This is a genomic window from Moorena sp. SIO3I6 (assembly GCF_010672095.1).
Genome location: NZ_JAAHHU010000557.1, coordinates 1 through 2,804, shown reverse-complemented (window position 1 = coordinate 2,804; position 2,804 = coordinate 1). Strand labels below are relative to the sequence as shown.

The window sequence follows — 2,804 nt, the reverse complement described above, 5'->3', positions numbered from 1 at the left end:
TGGCTGAAAAAGCTTCTGTGGCTGAAAGCGTAGAGCCAATAAAGTCCGAGTCGGAAGTTGCCGCAGAGTCCAACTCGTCCGCTAATCAACATTAGCTTTAGGCATCCCGGACGGGGGGTAAGAAGGTTTAGTGCTTTTTTTTGGTGTTACTGATTGACCCAATCTCATCGGTTTTTTCTTACGTGCCCTTCTTCCGCTTCTTCCCTCTCTTCCCCTTCTCCATAAATTAGCCCCCTACAAGTGCAACATCCTGCTTTTGTGTCGGTTACCCGAGTCGGGAAGATCGGAAATGGAAAAATTTATCCTATGCTGCAAGTATTAGCCAATAAGATCACTAAACGTTGTCAAATACGTTGTCAAATGTCACGAAAACTGATAGGATAAAATTGATGAGAGCTGATTTGTAAACGGAGCTATAAACATTGCAGCCCAAGGCTTTCAGTAATTCGGCCTAGTTTGCCCCCTGTTACCTGAAATCCATATCTGTCAAGGGATTTGAGCTCTTAATATTTACTTTATAAATTAGCTCTGAAAGTTTGTGCGAGCTTAATGGTGTTTTATCAAGACTTCAAGCTGGCTAGTCTGTTAAGTTTACCGAAAAAATTGGGTTTAAAGCCCCGTCCTTCGTTGGCCTTTGGCCACGCTACGCGAACGACGGCTTTAGATGTGCTACAATAAAACCATAAGCAATAGACTTTAAAAGTAGAAAGATACTATCTAACCATAAGTAGACAACGTAAAAAATATGTAGAGCGTACATATTGCGTAATTGGGTCTAACGACTTAAAAGTCTATGAAAAAGTTAGATAAAAAAAAGTGTCTATCTATGTATAGAAAAAAAGGTACGGTGGGGTTAGAAGTTACCGTAAGAAGAGTGGAGCCTTTATAGTTAGTCTGCTATGAGTAAAAAGTTTTAACCTTTTTGATTAAGGCTCCACTCTTCTAAGGTTTCGTTTCCGGCACACCGAAACCTAGTCATAGACTAAATCGCTTGGGTCGAGGAGACCTCTATTTTTCCTGGCTCCGGCCTGGTTAAACAAGTCACCCCGTGGAAGCAAGAATCCCCGTCCATAAGCGGGCGGGGAGTGTCAATTAAGCTTAATTACTGAAGGCGAGGGAGAGTATTAATCTAGATTATCAATATAGTCTTTCCGATTTTCCATTCCCAGTTACTGAATCATACCACAGGTTAACCTGTAGAATAAATCAACGGTCATCACCCCTCTCCCCCATAGCTGACGGGGTGACAAACAGCCTTAAAAGCTTTACGGGGTGACCGGGTGTGGGGTGATGGGTGTAGGGAACCCACCCCTAACCCCTCCCAGGAGGGGAAAAATCAGGAGCTGGCGGAGTGGCGACGGGACGGTTAAATCAGGTCTCGGACCGATTGTTATCCCACCGACTCACTCCAAATTCCCTTTTATTTTCCCCACCCCCTACCCCCCACACCCCACACCCTGTTTAGTTTTTAGCCTTGTTGTCACCCCCTGAGCCCCCATAGACGGGGCTTCCCAACATCCTAGGATTTTTTGTGATTGATCCTCTATTTTGGCTCGGGCTGTCCTTTCTGCTCGTAGCAGTTAGTTTAACCGCTGTTTTAGTAACGTTATTACCTGCTGTACAAGAGTTAGCGCGGGCAGCTCGTAGTGTGGAAAAATTAGCTGATACCCTAAATCGGGAATTACCACCGACCCTAGAAGCCATTCGGCTGACAGGCTTGGAAATCAGCGACTTGACAGATGATCTTAATCAAGGAGTCAAAAGTGCTGGTCATGTGGTTCAACAGGTTGACCACAGTATCAGCAATGCTAAAAACCAAGCCCAAAAAGTCAAAGAGAATACTCGTAATGTGGTTAAGGGTTTCAAAACTGCCTGGAAAACTTGGAGGGGTACCTCACCAAAATCCAGGTCAATCGATTCCCTAGCATCATCAGATGCGACCCGTGATGGCGAGCAATCCCTTGACCGTAGGTCACGCTACGCGAACGCCATCACGGAAAGCGCACCTATTCACAGAAAAGCTCTAGAAATTCCTGAGACTGATCAACGCTCATCAGATGTTAATCAGCCAAGGCTCAGAGATAGTAACTATAACCATGAGGTCAATCACGGGACTCGTGAAACCTCTGATTGCGACATCGATGATAATTCTATCGATGATAATTCTTTTTAACGAAGGCAATACCAAGATTCCAACCTGAAGACTATACAGAATAAATAAACAATAAATGTAATGCCACCCTTTAGTTTATAAATTAAAGGGTGGCGTTATACCGTTTTTGTTAATATTTTGTTAATGGATGAAAAATATAGTTAGTTAGTAATTGAGAACTGGTAAACACCAGCAGATAAAAGTATAGCAATCCTATTAAATTAAAACATACAGAAAAATCAGTCCAACTCTCGGTAGATTTGGTGCATCTCATATAGCATGTTTGACATTTATAAAAGCTGCAAAGCTAATCCACGTCAACTTTTGCCTCTTGCCTCTTGCCAATGCCATTGCGCGTAGGGCTATTTTTGTAAAAAAGAAGGAGAGTGTGGGGAGAGCGGGAAGTGTCGGAAGTGTGCGAATTTTTGCCTAATTGCATGCATTGAGATGCACCCTGTAGATTCTTACCCATATTACCTAACTGCGGTCATCTTGCCAATCTTACAACTGGTCAGATTAGGAAAGAAATTCCATTCTACTGCTGACATCACTTACAGATGCATCTTTGAATACTGCCATCAAATCACCCTCAAAATACAAAGCTGTGCTACCGGGTAAGCCATTATAAGCCTCAAGCACATCATATTGATCC

Annotated in this window: 2 protein-coding genes; both read left to right on the top strand. The window is 43.2% G+C overall.

Features of this window, described 5'->3' with window-relative positions; genetic code table 11:
- The first annotated feature begins 549 nt into the window (after positions 1–549).
- The gene (locus tag F6K49_RS39480; protein ID WP_293052414.1) at positions 550–678 is read left to right on the top strand and encodes a hypothetical protein; all 129 of its coding nucleotides are present in this window, start codon (positions 550–552) and stop codon (positions 676–678) included.
- A gap of 853 nt (positions 679–1,531) precedes the next feature.
- The gene (locus F6K49_RS39475; RefSeq protein ID WP_293106055.1) at positions 1,532–2,173 is read left to right on the top strand and encodes a DUF948 domain-containing protein; all 642 of its coding nucleotides are present in this window, start codon (positions 1,532–1,534) and stop codon (positions 2,171–2,173) included.
- Positions 2,174–2,804 lie beyond the last annotated feature (631 nt).